The sequence below is a fragment of the Mesorhizobium sp. M0048 genome (assembly GCF_040323405.1).
In the GTDB taxonomy this organism is placed as follows: domain Bacteria; phylum Pseudomonadota; class Alphaproteobacteria; order Rhizobiales; family Rhizobiaceae; genus Mesorhizobium.
Genome location: NZ_JAMYUV010000054.1, coordinates 15,925 through 39,869, shown reverse-complemented (window position 1 = coordinate 39,869; position 23,945 = coordinate 15,925). Strand labels below are relative to the sequence as shown.

Genomic DNA, 23,945 nt, shown 5'->3' with positions numbered 1-23,945 from the left:
GCGCCCATTTTGGGACTCATTGGCGTCCACTTTCTGTGTTTTTACAAATGATTCCAATGCTTCACGCACTTCAGCCCAAAGGCCTTCAAGTTCTTCGGCAATCGCCTCGAGAGCCTGCCTAGGTGCAGTGCGTGGTATCTGACCAACAATCGCCTGGTAGGCCTGCTGGACCCTGCCCCAGTTCGCCGGCACGCCTTCCTCAATCCCCGCGTCGATCATCTTGACGATGTCACGGCGGCATATGGTTAGCCGCTCCTTAACGAGACGAAAGGCCTTCTTGTCAGATCTGACCGCTTCCGCAAGATCCTTGAACTCCTCAGCGCGCGCGACGATCGGCGAGATGTCAAAGCCATAGGCTTGCTCGATCTCGCCCCCCTGCCCTTTCCGGGCGAAGCGCTTGCCGTTTGGGCTGTCCCGACGGATGATCAATCCACACTCGACCAGAACCGCCAGGTGTCGCCGTAAGGTCGTTGGGGGCATGCCATTGGCGCGGCGGATCAGCTGCTCGTTGGATGGCCATACAACCAGTTCGCTGTCGCCATAAAGCGCCGTGTCCGGATGGAACGACAACAGCGCGTCGAGAATAGCCAAAGCGCGATCAGTGGCGCCCAGAGCGATCCTGGCGTCCTTGATATCTTGGAAGACATGCCATTTGTGGACGGTCGCGTCCTTCGACACCGCCCTTGCAGTCACTTGGCTTGAGATCATGCCAAGCGTCATCGGCCGCCGCCCAAAGGGCGTCGTTGCTAGTGGTTCAGTCATGGTTCTGCCCTTCAGCTTTTAGGCAAAGCGAAAGCGCTCACCAAAATGGCGTCCAATCTCCGGTAGGAGACCCTTGACTGTGATTCGCGGAAGTGAGATTCTCGTTGTCGCCAAACGAACGAGAGGGGCTTCCGAGACGCTGTTTCGGGGGCCTTTCTTTTTACCGCTTGCTACCTCTGTGTTTGTTGCACCAATTTCGTCTGGCTTTGGCCGAGGCATCCACCCCTTCCAGCGCTTTGCCCACCCTTGTCAGATGACAAGGTTTGAACCCGACTGAATTCACGCTCGCCGCTCCTTCGAAAAGAACCGCTCCATCAGTACGGGCAGCTCTGCTTCGAGGAAGGCATTGAATGCTGCAGCGTGCTCGCCGCCTACTGAAAGCTTGACAGCCGCATCTGAGAAGGTTGCCCTCCCAACGGCTTTGCCATTCGGGCTCCTGAGCTCAATTTCACTGTGCGAGCGCTGTGCCGGCACCTTGACCGCATTCAGCGCATGCCTGAACCGCTCATCCGAGGGGAGCCTCAAAACCTTGTCAGCTGACAAGGTTTTTCGCAGCCGACCAAGCGCAGAGCTGTCAGCGCCAACAGTAGTCGCCAGCGCGAGCCATCGAGGTCGACCAGCCTTGGGAGCACGCCCAATTGCCTCAATCACGTCGAGTGGAAGCACTCTAGACACCGCGCGGAGGCGTGCCAACTCTGGGTCGTCGATGGACAACGCGGCGCGAATATCTCGTGGCTTGATGCCCGCCTCATCCATTCGCCAGGCAAAAAGCGCGCGCTCTATCCAGCTCAAGTCCTGGCGGGCCGCATTTTCGATACCCTGTGCAACGACAAGCTCGCTGTCTGACAATGCAACGACCGTCGCCTTGACGCTAATCCCAAGGTCGACCGCGGCCCGCCAACGGCGATGTCCATAGATGACCTGGTATCGACCTTCCGTGGTCGGATGCCGGCGAACCTGAATCGGAACCTTTTGGCCTTCCTCCGATATCAGCTTCTTCAGTGCCTCGAACTCGACATCACTGTCATCCGGCAATCGATCAGGGAACGGAGATGGATCGATCAACTTTGGATCCAGCTCGGCTCCGCCGCCGGCGTCAACCAGCGCCTGAAGCCGGTCACGTTCTTCCCTGAGTTCGGAAAGAGACCGCTGAGTCGCCCCGATCACGCCTGCACCCACGCGAGGCAGGGGTTGCGCGTGCATCGGAGGCTTCGCGCTCTCTGAGGACGCCGGCTCACCAACTTCCGCGTCCGGTTCGGAAAAGGAACTAAAGTTCGCCAGAATCGACCTCCTAGAGGGGCGCTTGCTCATCATGTTCGTCCCCAGCTCTGGCTAATCAAGCCGAGTATTTGATCGTTGACTGCGTCGATGGACTCTCTCGCACGCTTAGCTGTCGCGGCAGAGATGTTCCCGGATTCAAGCTCGTACAGGGTCCGTTTAGCGAGACCCGCAGTCTCGATGGCGGCACTTTCTACTGCGGTCGACGTAAGGACATCCTCGCTGAAGAGATGTCGGAGCATCGTTACGACGTGAACTTGAGAATGATCCATCGGATCATGCCGCGTAACGACGTATCGAAGAAAGTCCTGTTTCATCGTTGCTCCTGCGTCGCGGATAACCGATATCAAATCGCCCATCATCAACAGGAATTGGCTCATCGACATCACGTCGAGCATCGCCGGATGGACCGTCACCAAGAGACTGGTCGCTGCATAGATTGCACCGAGCGTCAAAAACCCGAGGGAAGGGGGGGTATCCAGAATGACGACGTCATATCCATCTTCGACCTCTCCCAGCGCGAGCCGGAGCCGTTCGAAGAAGATGCTGTCGGACTTCCCTTGCCGTTTCGATAAGAACCGAGGAGTTTCATGCTCGTACTCCATGACCTCAATGTTTCCAGGGATCAGGTCGATCCCGGTAAAATAGGTCTTTCGGATTATCTCCCGGATCGGACGCCGCTCGTCATCGTAGCGCAACGCGGCATAGATGGTCTCATTGTGCTGTACATCCATCTCCGGCTGCGCGCCGAACATGGCCGACAGCGACGCTTGAGGGTCGAGGTCAATCGCCAAGACCCTATAGCCGTGGAGGGCGAGGTAGTGTGCGAGATGCGCGCTCGTCGTTGTCTTGGCACTCCCGCCTTTAAAATTAGCGACGGCTAAAATCTGAAGATGCTCGCCATCACGCCGATGTGGCAAGAAACGCAAAGCTTCGGTAGGGCGTTGCGCCGCGAACAATTCGCGAAGTTCATTAATCTGAGCGAGCGTGTAGGCGCGATGATTGTTCTCAAGTCGAGCCGGCACCGGGCCTTTGCCCTCATTCGACATCAACTTGAGGGTAGATTCAGGTATTGAAGTAAGTCTTGAAACCTCATGAGTCATGAAGTACCTGAGGCTTTTCTGAGCGTGAGGCGGATACATCTGCTGGCGTCTGGCCTGTAGATGGCTAGAGAGCATGCCGGCATGCCGGACAATCTTGTCCGCCGGATCTTCCTGCGGTGCAGCGGTCGCAGTCTGTGCAGCCATTGTCGTAGCAAACCCTTATTGTCGGCCTTTTGGCGGTTTATCGCCCTTTGCCCGACAAAGGTAGGCCACGATTCTTCACGTTCGTCCAGCGCTTTAAGGTTAACAGATACTTAAACGCGACTGCTCGACAATTCGGGATTATCCTCGCGAACTGCAGATTGTCCCACTTATTCCGTTACTTAGGGTCAGACCCAGCCAACAGCAGAGGTAGTGGACCCGCATATTGACGGGATCTCGTGCGCCAGACCGGGACCGTTCCCCTCGCGGGCGGAGCCACGTGGGCGACTCACCTTGTTTGGGGAAGGAGTTCGAAGCAGTCTTGCGGGCCCTGTCGACCGACAAATCCACCTAGGAGATTCTTGTTACCCCCTGGATCTCCATCGAAATGGGGCAGGGGGCTTATTGCGCTACAGCCCACTCGCCTTGGTAAGATTGACGCGGAAGCGATCACGCCGGCGCTGTATTTCGGCCGAGGCGTGGCCACGCTGTTTTTGAACATAGCGCTCGTTGACCTCGGCTAAGGAGGCAAGGCCGGCGCGTAGCGAGTGCCCAGAAAATTTCATCTCCCGCTTCCCCTCCGAGAGATCACCGCGCTCCCCGGCCGCCAGGGCTGCGCGTTTGACCAATCGTGCCACCTCCTGATCGTTGAGTCGCTCGGATCCCACCGCTTTGCACTGGCCAGTAACACGGCGGAAGAGGGGCCCAGCGCGATGCGGGCCAGCTTCAACCAGGTCCGCAGGGCGACGACAGGGCAGGTGGCGTCGGACGAGCCGCGTCCGATCTCGACCTCGCGCCAGCCGGTCTTGCCGCGCAGCGCAACCAGCACGCCCCTTGTCCGGGGAAAAAGGCGAGGCCGGTCAGATGACCATCGATCAGGCGACCGCCTGATTGATCGTGAGCTGGATCATCTGCCGCCGGAGGCGCGCTGGCGCGAATGGATGCATCGCGTCGAGGCGACCATCTTTGCGGCGAGCGAGCCGGTCGGCCGCGAAACGCTGGTCCGCATTGTCGGAAAAGGCTGCAGCATCGACCTTTTGATCGATGACATTCGCGAGGAGCTGCGCGGCCGGCCCTACGATCTGGTGGCGGTCGCCGGCGGCTGGAAGCACCTGATGCCGACGCCATCCGTAGGCGCCCGTTCGGCCACTTTGGACGTAACACTCCGTGCGTAAGGTTCGTCGGCCCCGACGTGATGTTTTGCGACGGGATCGTACCAGGCACTTCCATGATCACGTCCAGGCAGGCGGGCCAGATATTCCGCTCCGGGTTCGACGTGTGCCTTGGATGGCTGCAGGCCGGTGATATCCATGAACTGTAGTACCCTCGCAGCACCGCATGCGCGCGCCAGAGCCGCGCTCGCCGAGTCTGGTCGATACCCATCGACCACATGGTCTGAGCCATGACGCCGGAAACGACCGAGCTTGTGAGCATATCGATCCTGAGACGGCTTGATCAGTTCATCAAGCGGCTTTGAAATGAATACCCGGATCGTCTCACGGCCGGATGTTCGTGTTTGGCCATCTTCCCAGAAGGTGGAGATATAGACCACATTCCGCGCCAGGCTGGCTTTCGCTGCTTCAAGCAGCGCGGGAAGATCGCCGCCGGCGGGCGGCGAGCAGTTCGATCGTTGAGAACTCTGGTAATTCTCCATGAATTCCGCGAAGCGGGTCATCAACCGCTCATTGCCACCGGCTGCCAGGATACTCTGCCGGCGTCGCGCCACGGCCGTGTCCGCGCCTGCGAACAACCATTCAACACGCCCCGTCAGCTGCTCAAAGCAGCGGACGCGCGCCGACGTCGACAGGTTTGTGTCGCCGAAGTGCTATCGGCCAGGGGCCGGTGCGCGCAACAGCCGTGAAACTATGGTCAGCTCCACCTTGCAGATATCGTCGATGCATCTTTCGAGCAGCCTCTGTGAGGCCTTGACGAGAGCTTTCGGCGCCAGGCGCAGATCGAAGCCGCATCGGGAGCAGAAATGCTGAGGGATAAGTTCGTCCTGATCGGCGTCGCCGGCGATGAACGAACCTGGCTTCGCCCAGCGCTGGCCTCTGGCCGCTGACCTACGAAAGATCTGGACCTGGTCTTCTTGCCGGTTGCGCGAAGGCCTCGAGCTGACCGGCAAGATCGACACCCGACACTTGCGCACGGACCAATCTGGGGACTCCCAGGAAATCGGCAAAGCAGGCGATCCCTCGCGGCCGATGCCGCCAGAATAACCCGACCGCGGTGCGCCACGACAGCGTCCCTGTCGGGATCATCCATTCCACGAAGTGGCGGCAAGTTGGTCGAACATAATCGCATGCGAATCGCGTGATGGCGTAAGCGTGGCGTTTGGCTGCCATCGCCCACTTCAAGCGAAAACGCGAGCCGCATCAGGCCACGTAAATTTAGACAAAAACGTTTGCGCGAAATATAAAATCAATTAATACCATTCGTTGTAAATGGCACATCATCTGTAGCGGGCGATATAACTGAATGCCTATTCCGACACTTCCCAGAGCCGCAAAAAGCTCTGCTCCGGCACAGTATCTCGGCTTTTCGCTTCAGCAGGTGCGGCTCTGCTATTACCTCCTGAGCGTGGCCGACGGTATCGCCGTCTCCCTCGAACATATCGACGATGTCGGCGTCCATCGTCCTGACGGAACGGCGCTCTTCGAACAAGCCAAAAGCACGCTGAGCGGAAAGAACCCGGCAAGCAACAAATCGGAAGAGCTCTGGAAGACCTTCGGGAACTGGGCCGACACCTGCCTTGATACAAACATCGATCCCAGTACGTCTGAGTTTCGGTATTATGTCTCAGACACGAAAGCCGGTGCGCTGCTCACCGCGATCAGCAAGGCCGACAGTCCCGCCGAGGCGGAAAAAGTCCTCAAAAAAATTAAGGAGCTCTTCGAAGAATGTGAAAAGGGAACGGGGTGTGAGCCACATCTCGCCCGCTTCCTCAAGGCTGGGGGCGCTGTATGCTGCGCCATTATCCAACATTGCTCGTTTCATGCGGAAGCCGATCCGGTCGCCGCCATCCGTGATCGCTTGAAGGTTCTTCCCGTGGATGCGATCGACGATTTGTGCGCAGCAGCCATCGGGCTGGCGGTCGACGACATGGACGAGCTGATCCGCCAGGGACAGACACCTGCAATCGAGGCTACCGCGTTTCGAAAGCGCTTTTGGGCCTTCGTGCGAAAGCACAACTTCTCGAATGTCCTGACACCCAGCATCGATGCGCCAGAGCCACAGGCAATCGACAGGACGCTCCTGGGCGCGCCCCTGTTCGTTCGCCAGCTGAACGCGATCGAAGCAAGCAACATCATGCTCGTGACTGCAGTCAGCGACTACATGAGAACCACGGCCGACAAGGTCAAGTGGGCAGACGACGGCGCCGTCTACGCCGACAGCTTTTCCGAGCTGGATGAGCAACTCGTCCGCCGGCATTTGCTGGTTTGCGATGAAGTTGACGACACCCAACCGGTGCTTGCCGTGCCGGATCGAGGCCGCCGGGTCTACCGCGAGTGCTCCAACACAGGCATGCCGTTGGAAGGCCAGACCCTCCCCTCCTATTTCATTGCCGGCGCCTTCAACTGTCTCGCGCAAACCCGCCGTGTCGGGTGGCATCCCGAGTATCTCACATTGTTTCCACCCGAGTGACCGAAATGACCGATGGCAAAATCGAAGGCGCGTTACCGCAGCCTTCGCCCTCCGACACGGCGAATCCTATCGCCTTGGTGCAAAATCCTGCCTTTGGTGTTCATCTACTGTGGAGCTTCGGACGAGGCTTCCAGGCTGAAAAGATCGATGAACTTCTGCCCATGCCGACTTTCTTCCTGGTGCTGCCGCTCATCCTCCACGCCCGCACACTCGCCGACCTCAGATCGACGAACCTGCCTTCGGGTCTCAGTAAATTTGTCGCAAAGTTGAGCGAACAGCGAGAGCGTCTCATGGCGGTCCATGACAGGACCTTGCGCATGCGCGAGCTGACCCTCCAATCGATCGGGACCGGGATTGCTTCCCGGCTTCTTCACGTTGACTACGCGACGGGCTTCGTGCGGGCTAACGATGTCGACGTTCCCCGGCCGCCCGAGCCGCTGAAATTTCACGTCGCGAACGCCGACAAGTTGGGGCGGTGGTGTGCAAGGCTGCCCCAAGCACAGGTGTTCCAACTTCTACAGGTAACTGTCTAATGCATTTTCAAATTCGCAAGCTCATCCTGTGGCCAAAAAGCGGAGGCGAACCGCGGATCGTTGAATTCCATCCGGGTATGGTGAGTCATCAGCGGATCGTCCAAAACCGGCAAATCCGCCGTCATTCCCATCATTGACTACTGCCTGGGATCGGGAAAATGCAGCATTCCTGTGGGAACGATCCGGACAGCCTGCGCCTGGTTCGGCCTTCTGATAGAGACGTTAGAGGGACAGAAGCTTCTAGCAGGCGGGAGCCGGGCGATGCTCGCCAGACTGGCGATATGTATCTAGCCGAGGGAGCAGCGCTTGAAGTGCCGATGCAGGCACCCGAAAAAAATATCACTGCGGATGCCGTTAAGCGAAAACTCGACGCGCTCGCCGGTCTATCCCAACTCGGGCTCGACCCGAATGCCGATTCCGGGTTCCAGTCACGCGTAAGCTTCAGGGATCTGCTCGCTTTCACATTCCAGCCCCAATATATCGTCGCCAATCCGATGGTGCTGTTTTTCAATGCGGATACGAGCGAGCATCGTGAAAAGCTCAAGGCGATTTTCCCGTACGTGCTGGGAGCCCTCACACCGGAAATGCTTCTGGCGAAGTGGGAGATCGACCGGCTCCAGCGTGAGGCCCGCCGAAAGGAAGCAGCACTCGAGGCGGCGAAAAAAGCGGTGAACGCCTGGCAGGTGGAGACCCAGGCTTTGCTGCGTCAGGCGCTGGAATTCGGCCTGTTGCCGGCAGCCACCCCGATGCCTAGCGAATGGCCGGACGTCGTCGATCTCCTCCGCCAAGCCGCCGAAGCCGATACCCGGCAGTCGTTCACTACCGTCGAGTCGATCGACGGCACACTGGCACGCTTGCAGGAACTTCGCCAGCTGGAAAGCCAGGCATCCGCCGATCTGACGGAAAAACGCCAAGCCTATAACGAATTGCAGCGCCTGCTAGACAGCAGTAACTCCTACGGCGACGCGATCCTCATTCAGCGGGATCGCCTGAACATCTCAGAATGGTTGCGCAAGCGCGTAAGCGATTCAGGCGATCCTCTGGTTGCCATAAGCTCCGTCGGTCGAACCAAGCTCGATACTCTGACACAGGCGCTAGCGGGTATTGAAATCGAGATGCGCTCGCAGCCGAGTCTATCGCACACTTTCGACAAGGAACGTTTGCGTCTGCGAAAGGAGGTGGAAGACGCCACAGCGACATTGACCGCTGTCCGCCAGGAAATCACCCTGCTCGAACAAAAATCAAAGGAAGTGCAGGGGGCGCTTTTCCAACAGGACAGGCTCGAGCGTTTCGTCGGCGGCTTGCAGCAGGCGCTCGTCTCGCTCGACCGCACGCAGGAAGGTTCGGACCTGACGATCGAATTGGATCGTCTGCGAGAGCGGGTCAACGAGCTTCGAAAAGTCTATTCCGAGCGCGAAGTCGAGCGCAAAACGCAAAATGCCCTGCAGATCATCCAGAACATGGCGTCCACCATTCTCCCCTTGCTCGACGCGGAATGGCCCGAGGCGCCGATCCTGCTCCTGCTGGACGATCTGACCATTAAGGTCATCCATCCGGATCGGTCCGACTACCTATGGGAGATTGGCAGCGGCGCGAACTGGCTAGCCTATCACATCGCGGTCACACTGGCCCTTCACCGCTTCTTCCTCGTCGGTCACCATCCGGTTCCGGGACTGCTAGTCTACGACCAGCCCAGCCAGGTCTATTTCCCGCGCGGCTTTACAGCAGGTGACGAAAGTGCCACAGGGCGTGGCCGCGACAACGACATCGCCGCCGTGCGGTCCGTCTTCGACGCGATCGCGAAGGAAGTCATGCGCTCGGAAGGCCGGTTGCAGGCTATTGTCCTTGACCACGCCGCGACGGATGTTTGGGGCGGACTCACAGGAGTGACCCTGACTGAGGAATGGCGTGACGACATCAAGCTGGTGCCGGTCGATTGGCTGTGAGACGGCACTGCCGTGGCGTAGTCGCCCGTGACACATTTCGGGCGTACCTTCCGACGAACGCAAACGCCACGTCACCGTCCACCTCATTACCGGTGCCGACGATACCTATCCCGAAAAGAGCAGTCCAATCTGATCGCCGTTGAGACCGACGGCGCGGCGGCAGGGATCAAGTTGACCTGGGAAATCGATAGGACTAACACCATCCACGCTTGCCATATCACCAGCGACACGGGCTGGAAGATCAGCCTTGATCGCGGCCTCGACATCTTTCAGAAGTTCGAGATGAACGATGCTTTTAGCTTAGCCAATCGGTTGCAGGCTTACCGCCAAGTCAAAGCCTTCGAGGTGACGTACCTACGCAAAGCGTTGGATCAGCGTAGGTCCCCCTGCGGAAAGCAGGTAGGCGTTCCCAGGTTTTGATCGGTTGGCTAGAGCGCAAGCGCCCTTTGAGCTTGAACCTCGAACAAGGACGCGAGCTTTGGGCCAGCCCCAGCAAGCAGGTCTCGGATCTGCGGATCGTCGGGCATCGGTATATCGCCAGCGACGGGTCGCTCCTATTCCTCGCGTGTGAACGATCCGGCCGCCGCGTCATCGCCGGCCTTGACGGTTTGCATCCGTTCATTTCCCGATTGCCGAATGCGAAGCGACAGGCGGGCGCTTGGACAGATCCTGTTCGGGAGTGTCGTAATAGGTGGATCTCTGCTGAAGGATGGTGGGCGAGGACCCGAACGGATTTTTCGCGTTTTTGCCGGTACGTCCGGCAAGGCAAGCTTACCGGACATACAACGAAGCGACAGGCGCGGCGGATATCTGCCCTTTGTGTTGTCATAAGCGCCGCAATGAATCATCATGCCGAGGATGATTCTTCGCCCGGAATCGCCCCTGCGCCGTCACGTCACGCTGCCCGGCGCCGCCGCGGCCGCGCCGACTGTCGCCGTGCCGGGCTGGCTGCGCAAGGCGGTCGAGGCGGCGCAAACCGTTGGGGATGCTACCCTGGCCACCGGCGCGGCCATCGCCATGCTGGATGCGGTCGTGCGCCGCGACGAAAAATGGGCTGGCGCCTGGCGGCAGCGCCTCGCGCTCGCCGCCGCCGCGGTGACGGCGGGGCAGACGGGGCGCGTCGAGGATGAAGCGGCGCTGCGCGATTCCTTCCTCCTCGCCCGCCTCGGCGATTTTTTGTCCGTTGGCCCGGCGGTCTTTTGCTCCTCGGCTGGCGCCGGCTGGCGGCACGGCCCGCAGAGGAGCTTCTGTCGAAGAAAAGTCCCGCCGCGATGTTGGAGGAGTTCGGTTTTTCGCCCGCGACGGCGCGGCGGTCAGCGCTCTAGCGGACGCGCTGCGGCGGCTCGCCACGACCGAAGGCGCGGTCGGGATGCTGACCTGCGCCTACGCGGCCGTCGAGGGCCACGGCCTGCCACGCGCCATGGGATCGTGGCTCGCCGACGCCTTGCTGGCGCAGCGGCTCGGCTGGACTCATGCAGTACCCCTGCTGGGCAGCGAGGCGGCCTTAGCTGTGGGCACGGGCCGGCCGCGTCGACCAGCGACTGCCGCTCTGGCTGCGGGTGCCGAAACGGAAGCCGATCGGGCCAAAAACCTGCTTGCCGCGCAGGCGCGCGCGGCGCTGCGCGCCATTGATCTCTCGGCGGGGCTCGAACGCCGCGCGGATCGGTTGCTCGCTGTCGCCCCAAAACTCAGGGCCAAGGGGGCGGATGCGATCGTCGACCGATTGCTGAACGACGACGCGCTCGTGGGATGAGCGACGGCGGCCTGCGCCGCCTGTTCGACCGGGCTGGTCGAACTCGGCGCCGTGCGCGAGCTGTCCGGCCGCTCGGCGTTCCGCATCTACGGGCTGTGAGAGCGATGGCCCGAGGCAACGCACGCCAGACGAGCGAAAGGCCGACCAGACGACGGTCGGGTCAGGCGACCGCCTGTTTGACCGCGAGTTGGATCACCTGCCGCCGGAAGCGCGCTGGCGCGAATGGATGAACCGCGTCGAGGCGACGATTTTCGCGGCCAGCGAACCGGTCAGCCGCGAGACGCTGTCCCGCATCGTCGGAAGAAGCTGCAGCATCGACCTTTTGATCGACGACATCCGGAGGAACTGTGTAGCCGGCCCTACGATCTGGTCGCCTGGCTCAAACCAAGATCATGAGCCAAACCGATTATGTCCGCGGCGCGCAGCCTGTCATTCCCTTGCTCCAGCTTCAGCTGGATGGCCATCAGACGGGCGGAAGCCCTCATTCCATCGCGCCTGATCTTCCAGGCTTTCGAAAGCAGGATCGTCAAGAGACATCTGGTATGAGCCTCACCGAAAAGCATGAAATCTCAGATTCTCAAGTTAAATGCTTTTCGCCAGGCAGATTACAAAATTAACTGTCGATTCGCAAATGACGCTCCTGGCGCTAACTCGTTGAAATGCCTCATAACCGAGTCTAATCGTTAAATTGCTCCCGACAAACACTATGAAGTTTTCTTATATGAACAATTACGAACAATGGCATGCTATTTAATAAGTATTAAAAATACGTGCAATAATCTTCACAAATCTCTTATTCAGATTATCGCCGACAATTGCTAAAAATGGCGTCGGAACAAATTGGTTTAGCCGTTGAAACCATCTCATTGCGGAGAGTCACCGGCTTATTTCGGAGGATTTAATGTGGGCCGACGCCTTCTACACGAAAAATGCCGCGCTAGTCCTGTCGGACGGATCAGGTCGAGAGCTGGACATATGTTTCTGCTCGATACTCCTCCGCCAAGCGACTTCCACTGGAGCCTTTGTCGAGCGCTCACACCCCAGCCAGATCTTCGACGATCCATATGAATTCGACGCGTCATGCTCGTCAATGAGGCGGGGTACAAGCGTACCGACTCAATCATGAAACTCACTGGGAACGTCCAAATGGGAGACGTCTATTTCGGGCTGAATCGAAGTGGAGTGGTTTGAGAAATGGAACAAATGCGAGAGCAGGCCGCAGCATTGCTGAGCGTCGTAAAGAGTTCACTTGACCCATCGTATCGGATAATTTGTTTCCCGCATGGGGGTGGTAGCGTCCAGTCGTTCCGTACTTGGTCTGACTATTTACCCGACGACGTTGAGCTGATTTGTCTGGATCTTCCCGGGCGCGGCAAGCGGTCGGCGGAGGTCGCTATCCGCAGCATGGACGTACTAGCAAGCATGGTCAGTGAGGCGCTCCGGGGGTACAGCGACCGCCCTTTGGTTTTCTTCGGTCATAGCGTAGGTGCCCTTGTGGCCTACGAGATAGCCCGCTCACTGGAAAAGGCCGGTCGCCCATCTCCCTTCCATGTTGTCGTGTCTGCTCACAAGGCAGCGGATGTGCCGGCGGATGAGCCGCCCATGTATAGATACGTGGATGATAAGTTAACCGATCTGGTCCGGGTCCTTGGCTTGGTCCCCAAAGAGGCGCTGGCAAATGAGGAACTAGTACATAACTTCATCTTGCCGGCGCTGCGGGCCGACTTCGAACTTGCGGAGACTTACGACCGGAACTTACCAACGCCTCTCAGTGCCGCCATGACCGCGATGGGAGGGCTTCAAGATGAATTGCTCAATGCGAACGATCTCGACGAATGGCGTCGACTTACGACGTCGCGCTTCGCTCGGATTATGTTTGATAGCGATCACTTCTACACCCATTCCATGACGGCGGAAGTGGTATCTACCCTCCTGCGTGAAGTTGGGGAGGTGAAGGCACAACTCCCAGCTTCCATTCGAATTGCCGAGCCCCTACCTTATCCCGAATTACCACTGCATGACCAATTTAGCAAACAAGCGGCCCTCAATCCCGAGGCTCCTGCGGTCGTCTCAGAAATTGGGATCATGACCTATCGTGAACTCGACGACCTGAGCGAGATTCTATCTAGTCACCTGCTCGGACATGGTCAGAGCCGAGGTTCGCGCGTGGGTATCCTGATGGATACTTGTCCTGAATACGCCGTCGCGTTGTTCGGTATTCTTAAAACAGGCGCGGCTTACGTCGTGCTGGACAAGGCTCAGCCCGTTGCAGCGGTAGAGCGTATACTTGAAATGGCATCTGTTGAAATCGTTGTCACCAACAACCGATTCGCCGCTAACCTTCCTCCCAACTGGTCGGGTATTGCGCTGTCGCTTGACGAGGAATGGGACGCACAACCCGGCAAGGCCAGTCCGGCCAATCCCGAAGCGGTCGATCTTGATGCGCCTGCCCAGATTGTATTTTCGTCCGGGACGACTGGTGAACCGAAGGGAATCGTCTGCCCCCACCGAAGCACTGTATGCTCTTACCAGTGGCGCTATCACGCGCTGCCATACGCGCCCGATGAGCGCGAGGCGGTTAACATCTTCTTGGTCTGGGAGATAATGCGGCCGATCCTCGCCGGGATGCCTGCCTATCTGATACCCGACGACGTTATCTACGATCCGCACCAGCTGGTCGAGTATTTGGAACGAAATCGAATTTCCAGAACATTATTAACCCCTTCACTGCTGGATGTGCTTCTCAGCAGCGGCTTCCTCGACCCCTCCCGTCTTCCGGATCTCCAATTGATTTATTTATCAGGCGAGGTGGTGACAGCGGCGCTGCTTGCGCGTGTGAGGGGTGCGCTGCCGCATGTTAAAATTATCAATTACTACGGCGCTGCCGAGGCAAACGATGTCACGTATATCGACTTGAGCGAGATCGATCCTGCGACAACACAAAAAGTCGTACCGGTCGGTCCGCCTCAGCACAATGCCAGTGTCTATATCCTCGGGGAGCAACGCGACCCCGTACCGCTGGGCTTCTTCGGCGAGGTCTTCGTCGGCGGCGATGTCTTGGCCCATGGATATCTCAATAGCCCGCAGATGACACGGGAAAGGTTCTTTCTCGACCCGTTCAGCGCTGGTGGCAAGATGTTCCGCACTGGCGATCTTGGCCGCATGCTGCCCGGCGGCCAATTGGAGATTATCGGGCGCTGCGCTTTCATGGTGAAGATCCGAGGATATAGCGTCGTTCTCGGGTCTGTAGAAGCTGCTTTGCTTCGGTACTCCGGCGTCTGCTCCGCCGCTGTTTTGCCGGAGCTTGATCCGACGACCGGTCAGCCTGATCGACTGATCGCCTATGTAGTCTTGCGCAATCCTTGCAAGGGGTGGAAGGCTTCTTTGCGGGCGCATTTGAAGTCTGAGGTGCCGCACTACGCGATCCCGTCAGAGTTCGTTGCTGTGACGGAATTGCCTATTGCGGCCAATGGGAAACTTGATCGGTCGCGCCTCCGCGGGCTCGCGCAAGAGGTGTGCGCTCCAGTGACGGGTGCCGATGAGGTCGAATCGGCACTTCGCGCAGCCTGGCGCGACCTTCTCCAAGCTGAAGTTGCCGATCCGGGCGACAACTTTTTCGACTGCGGCGGACATTCCCTTCTGGCTGCCCGTCTCTGTGCGCAGCTTCGTGGGAGTCTGAAGGTGGAGCTCCGCGTCGTGGAGGTCTTCCTCAATCCGACTTTTAAAGAACTCGTGGCTCTTCTCCGCAAGCGCGGCGGCGAGCAGGGAGGTCCTCAAAACCGGCAACTTCCCAAAACACCGCGAGTCTCGGCGAGCAGGGTGCATAATAAGGCGTTCGACGGGCGACGCGGGCCAGGTATGGACATAGCGGTGATTGGTATGGCCGCGCGTTTCCCCGGCGCGGAGACAGTCGATGAACTCTGGGAGAACCTGTGCCAAGGGGTTTGCTCGATCGTCCCGCTGCCCGAGCAGGAACTCAAGGCGCGGGGGATTCCCGAGGCTGTCCTGCAGCGCCCCGATTATATCCGCGTAGGCGCCCATCTCAACGATGTGGACCGTTTCGATCCGGATTTCTGGAACCTCTCGCGGCGTGAGGCAACGTTAATGGACCCGCAGCATCGTCTGTTCCTCGAATGCTGTTGGAACGCCCTAGAGTCGGCCGGTTATGCGCCAACTCAGCATGAGGGCCGGACCGGAGTTTTCGCAGGTTCGTCTCTTCCCCTTTATCTACTACACCACTTGAAGGGGGGCGGCCTCATCGATCCTACCAACGCGCCGTTCGCTTTCCTGACGGAGCTCGGCAACGACAAGGACTATCTTGCCTCGCGCGTGTCCTACATGCTGAACCTCAACGGACCCAGTATTACGGTCCAGACCGCGTGCTCAACTGGACTTGTGTCAATTGCGGTCGCCGCTCAGTCACTCGCGGCCGGCTATTGCGACATGGCGTTGGCAGGCGCGGCGAGTATCACCTTTCCTCAAGCAGGGTATCAGTATGTTGAGGGTTTCATCAATTCCTCGGACGGCGTATGCCACGCCTTTGATGCCGATGGCAGCGGCACGGTGCTTGGAGACGGGACAGGGGTCGTCGTTCTCAAGCGCCTCGAAGAGGCCCTTGCGGCGGCCGACCCTATCCATGCGGTAATAAAGGGATGTGCCATTAACAACGATGGCCGCACCAAACCCTCCTACTCAGCGCCCAGCGCGCGAGGCCAGACCGCTGTGGTGCGGCAAGCACTTGCCTCCGCGGCACTTGGCGCTGAAGACGTAGAATACATCGAAACCCATGGGACTGGCACCAAGATTGGTGATCCGATTGAAGTCTGCGCTCTGGCAGAGGCTTTCGCGGGGCAAGCGGAAAGTCGCAAAACCTGTGCGCTGGGGTCAATCAAACCGAATATTGGCCATGCCAACGCCGCCGCCGGGGTCGCGAGCTTTATAAAGACAGTGCTCACCGTTCAGCGCGGCTTAATTCCCCCGACCATCAACATCAACCGGCTAAATGAGGAGTTAAATCTGGAAGGAACATCCTTCTTCGTCAATGAGCAGCTTAGACCCTGGCCTCGTAAGCAGGATCGCGCCCGAACTGCCGGAGTCACTGGCCTTGGTATTGGCGGGACCAATTGCCATGTTGTGCTGCAGGAATGGATGGACGAGAACGTACGGAAGTGGCCTGGATCGATCGCGCGGGGATCCCACGCTCTGTGTTTATCCGCAAAGACCCCGTCGGCGCTAAGCCGGGCCTGCCAGAATCTAGCCACGTTCCTGCGGCGCAACCGCCATATCGATCTTGGTGACGTCGCCCACACGCTACACGTGGCGAGATGCCATTTCGATCATCGGACCGTCGTTGTGGCGTACAACTTAGATATGGCCATTAAGAGACTAGAGGCAGAGGCGAATCGAGCGGCCGACCGAATTCTTTCCTCACCGTCGATTGCATTCATGCTGCCGGGCGGTGGAGTCCAGCACGCGGTAATGTTCAAGGATCTGTTTGATCACGTCTCTGACTTTCGCGAGCCGTTTCTGACTTGCGCCGCCGCTAGTCGCCCCGTCTTGGATCGTGATGTGGAGTCATTGGTGTTTGGGGAAAACGACGGCGGCGCGGCCGCATCCTTCGAAGAAATTAACGTCATGATTTTCTCCGTGCAGTACGCTATGGCGCATTTGCTGGAGGCGTGTGGCGTGCATCCCGACTACCTTGTCGGACACAGCATGAGTGAATACGTCGTGGCCACCCTAGCGGGCATTCTGAAACTGGACGACGCTATAGCCCTAATGGTCGCCCGCGGTCGCGCGATGGCGAATCTTGGTGTCGACGGTGCTATGCTTGCGGTCAAATGCAGTCCGCAGGAGGCTGCACGCATTCTCGAGGAGGACGCTTGGCGTGGCCGGGCTGAAGCCGGGGAGATCAGTGTCGGTGTCGTGAATTCCAAAACGAGTGTCGTGTTCACCGGGAAAAGGGAACTGATTGAAAGACTGCAGGAGGGGCTCGAAAAAGCAGAGATTCCCAACCAGGTCCTTAATACAGCTGGCGTCCCCAGCCATTGTCCGCTGATGAAACCGGCGGCCGATATTATCGATGCACATGTCCGCGCGCTCGAGAAGCGACTACCGGATTTGGCCATCGCTCTGAATTCAGGAGGATATCTGCACCGGCCGAAAGTGCCTCTACCCGAGACCTACTGGAGCAGGCAAGCAAGTGGAACGATCCGATTCGATCGGTCTCTCGCGGCTATCGTCGCGGCTGGTGCGACTGCGCTCATTGACGTTGGCCCCTCGTGCAACCTGGCGCGTTTCGCTCATGAAGCAATCGATTCAGCGGATAGTAAGGCTAGGATTCCAGCGATTGCCTCAGCCGCGCGCGGGAAGGACGATCTGAAGTTCACCGACCGTCATGTTCTTCTGGAATGTTTGGGGGACCTCTGGTCCTTGGGTGTTGCGGTGGATTGGAAACGAGCCCGTGATCAATTAGAACCGTTCGGTTCTCACCGACGAATATCCCTTCCGACGTACTCGTTTGATCGTCACCGTTGCTGGCCGGATGGTCCTGCTGGCTTGACGGCTCTGCCGCAGACCGAGGAGCGTGAGCGGCGCAGGGGAGAGGCGTTCATCTATGCGCAGAGTTGGACAGAAAAAATACTTCCCCGCCTGGCTTCCGGCGACGGAAGCACAAAGGCGCTTCGTTGGTTGGTGCTGGCCGATCGGCCGTTTGGTGAGGCGCAACGCGCGGGAGACGCGTTGGCAAACAGCATCACGCGGCAGTTGGAGGATGCGGGTCATGAGGTTGTTCGAGTTTGCCGACGAACCAAGCCCTCGAATCCATCCATCAAGGTCAAAGGGTCCATCATCATGATCGACCCCAACCGAGAAGGCTTGAAGGCGCTCTTCGACGCCGAGATCGCTTCAGGCCGTCCCGCTAACCGCATTCTCTGCCTCTGGCACCTGCACGGCCGCGCCGACGCGTCCGGGGATCCAGATACGCAGACCGATCTTTTGGGGAGCTACGAGGCGATACTCGATTTGGCGCGAGTTCTCTCTCCACTGACGTTCCAGACTCCGGTCGATGTCTGGATCGTTGGTGACCGGATGGTCCAGGTCGGTGAGGAACCTGTAGATCCCGAAAAGGCGTGCGTCTTCGGTCCCGCCATCGTACTGCCACAGGAGAACCCGAGCGTCGATTGTCGGGTTGTGGACCTGAACATTGACGACCCGAGGGTCGCCGATCGGCTCGTTGCTGAAATTGGGCGGGACGTGCCAAGTCCCGATGGAGTGGTCGCCCTCCGCGGGAACCGGCGGTGGGTGCCGCATTTTCCCGAGGTAGCCCTCGCCGTACGAGTTCCCGGTGAGGAGATCCTCCGACCCGAAGGAGTCTATCTGATCACAGGAGCTCTCGGGCGAATCGGTCTTTCCTTAACCGAACACCTCGTAAGGCTTGGGGCGACGGTCGTCGCGGTAACCCGCCGTGCAGTAGCCGCCCCTTTGAGTTCAGGGCGCGTGGATCTGCATGAGGATAGCTGGATGCGCCGACTGGCCGCGCTTGAGGATGCGAAGGGCCGGGTGATCCTTCGCCAGGCGGACGTATCTAATTTCGAAAGCTTATCGAGCGTTCTCGACGTTACTATTCGGGAGTGCGGCCGGATCGACGGTATCTTCCACGCGGCTGCGTTATCTGATCTGAAGTTCCTTTCTGAGATGGAGGACACGACCTCTGCCAATGAGTTCGCCTCCAAAGTGATAGGGACCCGCAATCTCTATAATGCGCTGAAACGAATTCACTCTACCCACACCCAAGTACCGGAATTCGTTTTCCTTTTCTCCTCGCTTGCGTCCATTCTCGGCGGACCGGCAATGGCCGCTTATGCAGCGGCAAACAGATTCATGGACGCGTTTGCACGCCAAGTGCCAGGCAAACTCGACATCCGGTGGATCAATTCCAACTGGGATGACTGGGATTACTCGTACGAGGGACAGGTCACTGCAGCGTACGCCACATCTCACGCGAAGGAGGTGGCACTCGGTCCGGACGAGGGGGTCGACATTATTGAGCGCATACTGGCAACCGTCGACAATGGTCAGGTCCTCGTAGCGACGCGCCCCTTGCCTCCGCGCATAAGGCAATGGGTCGACCAGGTCCGAACGATCACGCCCGACGAGCGGCCGGATGATGAGAAAATATCTTCGTGCGAAGAAGTCAGAAAAGGCGAGGACAACATGCCGGGGGAAGCCGATCCGAGGAACCTCTTCCTTGATGAAGTCACGTCGCTTTTGGGCGCCAAAGAAATAGGTTTGGACGACAACTTCTTCGACGTTGGCGGAGACAGCCTTCTCGCCACAGCCCTTCAAGTTCGTTTGACGAAAAACGATCGCTGGAGGTCGCCGCAACTGAATGAGATATTCAAGGCGGGGACGTTCGGCGACCTCTATGACCGAATTTCCAAACGTGACGGCCACCAGTCGCAATAACCGCGAAAGAGCGGGAGCATCATACCCTCCGGCGCTCAATTGGAAGATAGCGGTGACGGGACGTGCGAAACCGCTGCGGCATGCTGCCGGCGGTCGTGGCGATGGCGAATGGGATGGTCATGTTCAGGCTCCAGGTGCAGGCATACAGCGGTCGGCGGCGGACGCGAGGCCGCCGAAGAAATCAAAGCTGTATGTGCGCCGTCCTGAACATGGACCGGGCTCATACTTGGAATGCATACCGCAGTCGATCGGGAAAATGCCGAGTGGTAACTCGGGGCCTCATGGCAATTTTCGCAAGGTCCGCTGGCACAAACTGCAAAGCGAACTTTCTGCTATGAAACCAGATGCACGCGCGGTGCACAGCGAGCGTGACGGGCGTACGGGACTTGGGCGTCTTGCGGATAAAATTGTAGAGCGCCACGAGATAGCTCGGGTCAAAGCCGTAGAAATTGCGCCGCATCCGCCGCAGTTCCTCTTCCCGATAGGCGGAAGGCGGTTTCTCGGCCTCGTCGCCGCAGCGACGCGCCCGTTTGGCAGCAATCCGCCGAGCAAGATCGGGCGAGGCCGCGAGTTCGGCGGCAGCGCGGAGCAGTTCCCAATCGGCGGATTCTACATTTCCCGGCAGGCACCGGGTGGCGAGGCCCAGTTCAAGCGCCTCGTCGACCCCCATCGGCAGCCTTGCCTGGTTCACGCGGCGGGCTCGGTCCTCGCCGACCCGACCCGGCAGCAGATAGGTCCAATATTCCGAGCCGTGGAAATTGCCCATGTCCTTGTAGTGCGGATTGAGGATGACGCCCTCGCGCAGCCAGACTTCGTCGGCGGCAAGCGACAGGAAGACCCCGCCAGCCCCGGCATTGCCGAGCACCGCGGCAATAACCAGTCGGTCATCGGTCTCGAGGATCTTACGCACTGGGAGGCTGAACTTGCGGTATCAAGCACCGCAAGCGCTGGCGTCCAGGCCTGAACGATCCAGTCACGTCGATCCAAGCGACTTCGCGATATGACAGGGTCTGTTGCGGGTCTTCCCTAGCGCCCTAGGCTTGTAGGAAGCGGCCTGAAGCGATTAATTAGACCGCTCCTCAGCAGACGTTTCCAGCAACCATGAGCGCAGCACTTCAGCCGCTGGAGAAAGCGCCTTATTGTCGCTCCACGTCACAAACCAATCTCCCGGTGCAGGCAGCTCAAGGTCGGTAATCCTGACTAGCTTGCCCTCATCTATCAACGGCCTCACTAACCTATGCAATCCAACGGCAATGCCTTGATCGGCTAGGGCGGCTTGGATTGTCAAGAAGAATCTGCTGAACCTACGGCCTCGGAGCGTTCCATGAGGTATTCCGGCTCGTCGGAATACCTCATCCCACCCCGTCCAGTCTTGATCTACCCAGTTGAAGTGCAGAAGGGGAAGCTCAGGTAGCGACTCGGGTGTAGCAGCGCGGTGCTCCTGCAAGTAACTCGGACCGCAAACAGGATATATCGTATCGGGAAACAGTAGTCCTGCAACTTCGCCCTGCCACGCGCCCAAACCGTAACGGATACACAGATCGACTTCCGCACGCTTGTAGTCACGCGTATCATTGGACATGAGGTGGTCCACGGAGATTTCCGGATATCTTTTCCAAAAGTCCGGCATGCGCGGCATAAGCCACATCAATCCGAAGCCATCTGTGCAAGCAAGTGTGACATTCTTTGGGCGATCGCCGTGCTGGATCGTTCTGACAACCTGAGACGCCCTGGAAAAGCCGCTTGCGAGCACTGCGTAAAGGTCTTCGCCGGGGCTGGTGAGCAAAATCCTGGTTCTATCCCTCACAAACAGTGGAACTCCGAGTTCTTCCTCAAGGGTCTTAATTTGCCGGCTAACAGCGCTCGGCGTGACATTAAGCTCGGAAGCTGCAAGCTTGAATGACAAATGTCTTGCGGAGGCCTCAAAAATCGCCAGAGCTGTCAATGAGGGGAGATCATAATATCGACGAACCATCGAGCACTCCCACCCACACCGATTCTCGCCAACGAGACTGAACTCAGATTAGCATCTGAATAAGATTTTTGCATGAGTTCGAATCCCCACGTTGGCGCGATAGTGGTCGCGTCCCTACAGGTGTTGTGTAGCTCGGCGGTAGCGAAGCCGCTCGCGAGCGCGCCCTCGATAGCGCTGTAGCGAGCGAGCGGCTTTGCGGTGGTCATCGACAGTTCGCCGGTAAGGTCGGGTTGCTGACACCAACCTGATTCGAAGGAACCATCGATGACCGACGACATGATGAACCTGCGCGCGCTCGTGGAGAAGACTCCTGATTCCGATCTCTTGCGCGAGATGATTGGCTTTGCCGCCGAGCGGCTGATGGAACTGGAGGTTGGGCCGCCACCGGCGCCGCCTATGGCGAGAAGAGCCCGTTGCGCACGGCCCAGCGCAACGGCTATCGCGAGCGCGACTGGGAGACGCGCGCCGGCACCGTCGAGCTGCGCATCCCCAAGCTCAGGAAGGGCTCCTATTTCCCCGGTTTCCTAGAACCGCGCCGCATGGCCGAGAAGGCGCTGACCGCCGTCATCCAGGAGGCCTACGTCCAGGGGATCTCGACCCGCTCGGTCGGCGACCTGGTCAAGGCCATGGGCATGAGCGGCATCTCCAAAAGCCAGGTCAGCCGGCTGTGCGAAGAGATCGACGGCAAGGTCAAAGCGTTCCTTGAAAGACCCATCGAGGGCGACTGGCCATATCTGTGGATCGACGCCACCTACCTGAAGGTGCGCCGCGGCGGCCGCATCGTCTCGGTCGCCGTCATCATCGCTGTCGGCGTCAACGCGGACGGCCGGCGCGAGGTGCTGGGCATGGAGGTCGGCACGTCTGAGGCCGAGCCGATCTGGACGGAGTTCTTGCGCAAGCTGACCCGCCGCGGCCTGCGCGGCGTCAAGCTCGTCGTCTCCGATGCCCATGAAGGCATCAAGGCGGCCGTCACCAAGGTGCTGTGCGCGACATGGCAGAGGTGCCGCGTCCATTTCATGAGGAACGTGCTGGCCCATGCCGGCAAGAGCGGGCGCCGCGTCGTCTCCGCTTTCATCGCCACCGCCTTCGCCCAGGAAACGCCCGAGGCCGCAAACACGCAATGGCGCGCCGTTGCCGACCAGATCCGGCCGAAGGTGCCGAAGCTGGCGACAATCATGGACGACGCCGAGCCCGACGTGCTTGCCTACATGACTTTCCCCAAGGAGCACCGCGCCAAGCTGCACTCGACCAACCCGATCGAGCGCCTAACGGCGAGATCAAGCGGCGCACCGAGGTCATCGGCATCTTCCCAAATGATGACGCCATCGTCCGCCTGGTTGGCGCGATCCTGCTCGAACAGAACGACGAATGGGCCGTGCAGCGCGCCAGATACATGACGCTGGAAACCATCAGCCAAATGAGCGATGATCCGCTCATCAGCCTGCCAGCCGTGGCACGCTGATCAGCCCGGCCCCATGCCGGAGAGCGCGGCGACCAAGCCGTCAGCTACACCACTCCCTGGGACACGATCGCGATAGTTGCGGATCTAAGGTAATATGGCACTCCCTTTGCTAAGGGAACCGCGCCGAGTCTGCCATGGCCGTTAGGTTTAAGTCATGCGGCGGTGGCTTGCGCGTCCAGCATGGCGCAATACGGCTCCTCTGCTTCGGTAGGTTGGATGTTATCGATAGGCAGGGCCATCTATGATTGGACCGGAAGACCCATTCGACGGTTACGAATTCGACGGTTTTGAACTGGGCTACGGGGCTCGTCTCGACGCGCGCGTTGTCATGAGAGTGTGGCCAACGCCCCGACAGCTGGCGCGGTGCCTGCGTCTGCCAATGACTCGGAATACCTGATCATTACGCAATGAAAGCCGCGCTCCGGATAATGCATGAATTATGGGCCTGGTTCCGGAGCATCCAGGACGAAACCCGCGCGCGCTGTCCGGCTCACGCCAGCCGGCGACGCGCCTTGTTAATCCATCGATGACGACGCCACGTGGCGTTATAGGTGGAGACGCTCAGCCAAGTGTTCGGCGCGGAAATTCCAACTGGTGTTTTGCGCACTCAAGAGGGCTCGAAGCCGTCTGGTCTGGGAACATGGTGCGGGTCTGCTTTCGTCGGGTAGTGCCTCGAGCCCCCTCGATCTCGTGAGCTGAGCGACGATGCCGCAGATGATGTCGATTCAGTTGCCGCCAGACTTTGCGATCTGGGGCGCAGAGCCTGCAGATCGGCTTGACCCCGAACACGTCGCTCTGTTCGTCGATGAACGAGATCATCGCTTCAGGGGACGGTTAAATCCGCCGCCGTAGCGAAATACGCGGAAGCCTGATGAGCTCGC

12 protein-coding genes, 5 pseudogenes and 1 other annotated feature are annotated in these 23,945 nt (G+C 59.1%); of the genes and pseudogenes, 9 read left to right on the top strand and 8 right to left on the bottom strand.

Translation table 11 applies throughout. The annotated features are described in order from the left end of the window. The 4 genes and pseudogenes from repC to NKJ84_RS28235 form a co-directional block, all read right to left on the bottom strand. Positions 1-762 (bottom strand): plasmid replication protein RepC (repC, locus tag NKJ84_RS28250; RefSeq protein WP_352509147.1); only part of this gene is annotated, 762 nt, incomplete at its 3' end. A gap of 279 nt (positions 763-1,041) precedes the next feature. Continuing rightward, positions 1,042-2,073 carry a plasmid partitioning protein RepB gene (gene repB, locus NKJ84_RS28245; RefSeq protein WP_352509146.1) on the bottom strand — a complete coding sequence of 344 codons (1,032 nt, stop codon included), beginning with the start codon at positions 2,071-2,073 and terminating at the stop codon, positions 1,042-1,044. Continuing rightward, positions 2,073-3,287, bottom strand: coding sequence for a plasmid partitioning protein RepA (gene repA / locus NKJ84_RS28240; protein WP_023680817.1), 1,215 nt, complete (start codon positions 3,285-3,287; stop codon positions 2,073-2,075). Before repA ends, repB begins: the two co-directional genes overlap by 1 nt. 407 nt (positions 3,288-3,694) lie before the next feature. Beyond that, positions 3,695-4,119 (bottom strand): annotated as a pseudogene (locus NKJ84_RS28235) (site-specific integrase); the annotation flags it as partial. A 52-nt stretch (positions 4,120-4,171) separates the two neighbouring features. Here NKJ84_RS28235 and NKJ84_RS28230 point away from each other — a divergent pair. Then, a pseudogene (locus NKJ84_RS28230) lies at positions 4,172-4,399 on the top strand (SMC-Scp complex subunit ScpB); the annotation flags it as partial. Here the strand turns inward: NKJ84_RS28230 and NKJ84_RS28225 are convergent. Then, entirely contained in the window at positions 4,360-4,959 is a 600-nt protein-coding gene (locus NKJ84_RS28225) for a hypothetical protein (RefSeq protein WP_352509149.1), read from the bottom strand. The pseudogene NKJ84_RS28230 and the gene NKJ84_RS28225 overlap by 40 nt on opposite strands. A gap of 803 nt (positions 4,960-5,762) precedes the next feature. Between NKJ84_RS28225 and NKJ84_RS28220 the strand changes: the two genes are divergently transcribed. Both NKJ84_RS28220 and NKJ84_RS28215 read left to right on the top strand, forming a co-directional pair. Next, on the top strand, positions 5,763-6,929 hold the full coding sequence (locus NKJ84_RS28220; protein ID WP_352509145.1) for an ABC-three component system protein: 1,167 nt from the start codon (positions 5,763-5,765) through the stop codon (positions 6,927-6,929). A 5-nt stretch (positions 6,930-6,934) separates the two neighbouring features. Then, the gene (locus NKJ84_RS28215; RefSeq protein ID WP_352509144.1) at positions 6,935-7,462 is read left to right on the top strand and encodes a three component ABC system middle component; all 528 of its coding nucleotides are present in this window, start codon (positions 6,935-6,937) and stop codon (positions 7,460-7,462) included. Here NKJ84_RS28215 and NKJ84_RS28210 read toward each other — a convergent pair. Then, positions 7,459-7,596, bottom strand: a complete 138-nt coding sequence (locus NKJ84_RS28210) for a hypothetical protein (protein ID WP_352509143.1) — start codon at positions 7,594-7,596, stop codon at positions 7,459-7,461. The two genes, NKJ84_RS28215 and NKJ84_RS28210, sit on opposite strands and share 4 nt — an antisense overlap. 183 nt (positions 7,597-7,779) lie before the next feature. Here NKJ84_RS28210 and NKJ84_RS28205 point away from each other — a divergent pair, with 183 nt between their 5' ends. The 5 genes and pseudogenes from NKJ84_RS28205 to NKJ84_RS28180 all read left to right on the top strand — a co-directional run bounded on the left by NKJ84_RS28205 (position 7,780) and on the right by NKJ84_RS28180 (position 19,627). Beyond that, a complete protein-coding gene (locus tag NKJ84_RS28205) occupies positions 7,780-9,408 on the top strand; it encodes a DUF3732 domain-containing protein (protein ID WP_352509142.1) in 1,629 nt (542 codons plus the stop codon). A 27-nt stretch (positions 9,409-9,435) separates the two neighbouring features. Then, the gene (locus tag NKJ84_RS28200; protein WP_352509141.1) at positions 9,436-9,828 is read left to right on the top strand and encodes an MIT C-terminal domain-containing protein; all 393 of its coding nucleotides are present in this window, start codon (positions 9,436-9,438) and stop codon (positions 9,826-9,828) included. Between the two features lie 438 nt (positions 9,829-10,266). After that, positions 10,267-11,260 (top strand): annotated as a pseudogene (locus NKJ84_RS28190) (DUF1403 family protein). Positions 11,261-11,308: 48 nt separating this feature from the next. After that, positions 11,309-11,536 (top strand): annotated as a pseudogene (locus tag NKJ84_RS28185) (SMC-Scp complex subunit ScpB); the annotation flags it as partial. Positions 11,537-12,355: 819 nt separating this feature from the next. Beyond that, on the top strand, positions 12,356-19,627 hold the full coding sequence (locus tag NKJ84_RS28180) for an SDR family NAD(P)-dependent oxidoreductase (RefSeq protein ID WP_352509140.1): 7,272 nt from the start codon (positions 12,356-12,358) through the stop codon (positions 19,625-19,627). Positions 19,628-19,847: 220 nt separating this feature from the next. Here NKJ84_RS28180 and NKJ84_RS28175 read toward each other — a convergent pair whose 3' ends face one another. Both NKJ84_RS28175 and NKJ84_RS28170 read right to left on the bottom strand, forming a co-directional pair. Beyond that, positions 19,848-20,537, bottom strand: a complete 690-nt coding sequence (locus NKJ84_RS28175; protein WP_352509139.1) for an enoyl-CoA hydratase-related protein — start codon at positions 20,535-20,537, stop codon at positions 19,848-19,850. Positions 20,538-20,690: 153 nt separating this feature from the next. Next, positions 20,691-21,602: a LysR substrate-binding domain-containing protein gene (locus tag NKJ84_RS28170; RefSeq protein ID WP_352509138.1), complete on the bottom strand. Its 912-nt coding sequence runs from the start codon at positions 21,600-21,602 to the stop codon at positions 20,691-20,693. A gap of 264 nt (positions 21,603-21,866) precedes the next feature. On the opposite strand from NKJ84_RS28170, the pseudogene NKJ84_RS28165 reads away from it, so the two are divergent. Continuing rightward, positions 21,867-23,064: pseudogene (locus tag NKJ84_RS28165) on the top strand (IS256 family transposase). Between the two features lie 750 nt (positions 23,065-23,814). After that, positions 23,815-23,927 (bottom strand) — a sequence feature (AL1L pseudoknot). Positions 23,928-23,945 lie beyond the last annotated feature (18 nt).

What these genes read in the sequence shown, in the direction of transcription:
- NKJ84_RS28210 (WP_352509143.1), bottom strand. Translation starts at nt 7,596, where the DNA reads ATGATGGGAATGACGGCGGATTTGCCGGTTTTGGACGATCCGCTGATG.
- repA (WP_023680817.1), bottom strand. Translation starts at nt 3,287, where the DNA reads ATGGCTGCACAGACTGCGACCGCTGCACCGCAGGAAGATCCGGCGGAC.
- NKJ84_RS28170 (WP_352509138.1), bottom strand. Translation starts at nt 21,602, where the DNA reads ATGGTTCGTCGATATTATGATCTCCCCTCATTGACAGCTCTGGCGATT.
- NKJ84_RS28215 (WP_352509144.1), top strand. Translation starts at nt 6,935, where the DNA reads ATGACCGATGGCAAAATCGAAGGCGCGTTACCGCAGCCTTCGCCCTCC.
- NKJ84_RS28225 (WP_352509149.1), bottom strand. Translation starts at nt 4,959, where the DNA reads ATGACCCGCTTCGCGGAATTCATGGAGAATTACCAGAGTTCTCAACGA.
- NKJ84_RS28180 (WP_352509140.1), top strand. Translation starts at nt 12,356, where the DNA reads ATGGAACAAATGCGAGAGCAGGCCGCAGCATTGCTGAGCGTCGTAAAG.
- NKJ84_RS28220 (WP_352509145.1), top strand. Translation starts at nt 5,763, where the DNA reads ATGCCTATTCCGACACTTCCCAGAGCCGCAAAAAGCTCTGCTCCGGCA.
- NKJ84_RS28205 (WP_352509142.1), top strand. Translation starts at nt 7,780, where the DNA reads ATGCAGGCACCCGAAAAAAATATCACTGCGGATGCCGTTAAGCGAAAA.
- repB (WP_352509146.1), bottom strand. Translation starts at nt 2,073, where the DNA reads ATGAGCAAGCGCCCCTCTAGGAGGTCGATTCTGGCGAACTTTAGTTCC.